The sequence below is a fragment of the Nostoc sp. CHAB 5715 genome, from assembly GCF_020829685.1.
Classification (GTDB): domain Bacteria; phylum Cyanobacteriota; class Cyanobacteriia; order Cyanobacteriales; family Nostocaceae; genus Nostoc.
The window spans coordinates 1-2,819 of record NZ_JAIVFR010000083.1 but is presented as its reverse complement, the minus strand read 5'-3'; the positions used below and the strand labels follow the sequence as shown (position 1 = coordinate 2,819).

Sequence of the window (2,819 nt, the reverse complement as noted above, 5' to 3'; positions counted from 1 at the left end):
GTCTCCTGCAATCAGATTAGCAACGTTCCCATTCGCAGCAAAGGCATCCGTCAACGCGATGCCTGGATTAAAGGTACCGTTTCCTCTGGACAGATATACTTCAACATCACGAATTCCATCCACCACTCTACCTTTTTCTTGGCGGATAAAGTCGGTTAAGCCGTCGCCATTAAAGTCAGTCATAGCTGTTTTCCTTGATTAAGACACTACCAAAGTTGCACATAGTAATATTGCAAGATAAAGCTATAGCAATCCATTTGATTTTTAAAAAAGTCTAAGTATATTTAGGGGGCATTACGTTTTATTAACACACCCTGCGTCTATTTCAAAAATCAAATAGGAGTCCTATATGTGTAATTTACGGCTGAGTTTTAGGAATTATGCAATCTGTTACAAACTTTTACATTTAGTAGATCACAAACTTTCGGAAACTGACGATAAAATAGAAGTTTGTGCGATCGCAAGTCAGGAAGTAAACAGCATTCGTTTAAAAGCGATCGCGATTTTTGCAGATTAAACAATATTCAAGATTTTAAATTATGGTTCAAACAATTCCAGCTAGAGACATCAGTCTTTACGAATTAGAAGAAAAATTTGGTTTGCAACTTGCCACAGACACCAACTTCTTTACAGAGTGGACAGAAATACCAACTCTGACTGATGGTGAAAAACAAGCGATCGCGCGAGTGAAAAGCAACTACTTAAACTTGAGTAAGCACCGTCTGATGTCAGAAGAGACGGTAAAGATGGTAGTGCTGTCTCCTTTACTCGATTTAGCTGGGTTTTATCAATCTCCTTTTGAGATTGAAACCGAGACTTCTGTTGAGATTTCTGCTGAAGACGATAGCTTTATCGTTAAAGGAAACATTGATGTTCTTGTTATCCAAAAACGTTTTTGGGTACTTGTCATCGAATCTAAAAGCAGTAAATTTGATGTGATGACAGCTTTACCTCAAGCACTCGCTTATATGCTTGATTGTCCAATTTCTGCACAACCGACTTTTAGTTTACTAATCAACGGTAGGGAATTTGTTTTTATCAAATTGATTCAACAAGAACATCCTTGGTATGCACGATCTGATGCGCTATCACTTGAACGCGATTCAGAACTACAGCAAGTACTCAGTATCTTGAAGCGCCTGGGAGAATTAATCGGGGATTAAAACCTCACCCCCAACCCCTCTCCTTAGTAAGGAGAGGGGAGATAAAGCACAGCTTTATCGGGGTGAGGTTAAGCTATACATCAGGCTTATTACGAAACGCTATATTACTAATTAATACTAAGACAAAGAATATCCTGTTGCTTTCTTAACGTATTTCACGACTTTTTCATAAGATTCAGGATTACTCACAGGGTTGATTATGATGGGGATAGTGCCATCTGGCAACCAAAAAGTTATCCTGCCATTCGGTTCATGACAAAAAGAACTTATGCAGTTGAGATTAATTACATATTCGTTTTTGTCGTAATGGATTTTTACCCAGTGGGCATGAGCTAATTCCAATCCAATCACACATTCTAAATAATAGAGGATCTTTTGATAATCTTCCAAGTTACTTTGCGGATTAATCACTATCGGAATGGCACTATCGGGTAGCCAAAAAGTAACCCTGCCGTTGAGTTCATAACAAAAAGCATGGACACGTTCAAAATTAACTACATATTCTCTCCTTTCGTAAAGGATTTTCACCCAGTACGCCACAACATCTCCCCAAGTCCGAAATTTACGAATGATGCACCCTGTATATCCAAATCTACTGTAGCCTTAAGTTAATGTTGCAATTAATTATGTTAGCGCAGCGTTAGCGAGTCCTCTCCCAAGGGGAGCCACTGCGGTCTTGGGGTTTCCCCAAGTGGAGCAAGTGGCGTGAGACGCTTTAGCGCAACGAGCGTCATTATGAATTGTTATGAAACCTCCAATGGTGTTGGTGTACCTGAAATTGAAAGAGAAAGAGCGATCGCTGCTTGAATAAATCCTTTAAATAAAGGATGAGGGCTACTAGGGCGCGATTGAAATTCTGGATGAAATTGGCAAGCAAGAAAGAATGGGTGCTTGGGTAATTCCACAATTTCAACTAAGCGTCCATCGGGAGAAGTACCACTAATCGCATAGCCAGACTTTAATAACAAATCGCGGTAAGCATTGTTGAACTCATATCGATGTCGATGTCGTTCATAAATTACATCTTCTTGATAAAGCTTGAAAGCTAGTGTATCAGGAATAACACGACAAGGATATAGCCCTAAGCGCATTGTACCCCCTAAATCGACTACTTTCTGCTGTCCTGGCAATAAATTAATTACCGGATCAGATGTATGAGGGTCAAATTCAGCACTATTCGCACCTGTTAATCCCCCTACATGCCGGGCCCATTCAATTACAGAACATTGCATACCCAGGCATAAACCCAAAAAGGGAATTTGGCGATCGCGGGCGTATTTAATCGCGGCAATTTTGCCATCCACCCCCCGAACACCGAAACCTCCTGGCACAACTACCCCATCGACACCTTTAAGATAAGTTTCGGCTGGTTCAGTTTCCAAATCTTCTGAGTTCACCCAACGCAGGCGCAGTTTACCATAAGTGGAAATTGCAGCATGGTTTAACGCTTCCACTACAGATAGATAGGCATCACTTAACTGCACATATTTACCAACAATAGCAATTTCTAGCTCATGCTTGGGACTATGTAACCGTTGTACCAAGGTTTGCCACTGCGTCAAATCTGGTTTGCGCTGTTCCATTTGCAGCAAGTTCAGCACTTGTTCTGCCATTCCTTCTCGTTCTAGATTCAGCGGTACTTCATAGATACTTTTG

The 2,819-nt window shown here is 40.7% G+C and carries 5 protein-coding genes; 2 read left to right on the top strand and 3 right to left on the bottom strand.

The features are described 5' to 3' along the window. A partial coding sequence (locus LC574_RS06955; protein WP_229452327.1) for an FG-GAP-like repeat-containing protein occupies nt 1-183 on the bottom strand: 183 nt, incomplete at its 3' end. A 166-nt stretch (nt 184-349) separates the two neighbouring features. On the opposite strand from LC574_RS06955, the gene LC574_RS06950 reads away from it, so the two are divergent. Both LC574_RS06950 and LC574_RS06945 read left to right on the top strand, forming a co-directional pair. After that, the gene (locus LC574_RS06950) at nt 350-517 is read left to right on the top strand and encodes a hypothetical protein (protein WP_229452325.1); all 168 of its coding nucleotides are present in this window, start codon (nt 350-352) and stop codon (nt 515-517) included. A 22-nt stretch (nt 518-539) separates the two neighbouring features. Beyond that, the gene (locus tag LC574_RS06945; protein WP_229452324.1) at nt 540-1,163 is read left to right on the top strand and encodes a type I restriction endonuclease; all 624 of its coding nucleotides are present in this window, start codon (nt 540-542) and stop codon (nt 1,161-1,163) included. A 117-nt stretch (nt 1,164-1,280) separates the two neighbouring features. On the opposite strand, the gene LC574_RS06940 is transcribed toward LC574_RS06945, so the two are convergent. Both LC574_RS06940 and LC574_RS06935 read right to left on the bottom strand, forming a co-directional pair. After that, the gene (locus tag LC574_RS06940) at nt 1,281-1,703 is read right to left on the bottom strand and encodes a hypothetical protein (protein WP_229452322.1); all 423 of its coding nucleotides are present in this window, start codon (nt 1,701-1,703) and stop codon (nt 1,281-1,283) included. A gap of 203 nt (nt 1,704-1,906) precedes the next feature. Continuing rightward, nucleotides 1,907-2,819: CTP synthase (locus LC574_RS06935; RefSeq protein WP_229452320.1), on the bottom strand; the 913-nt coding region annotated here is incomplete at its 5' end.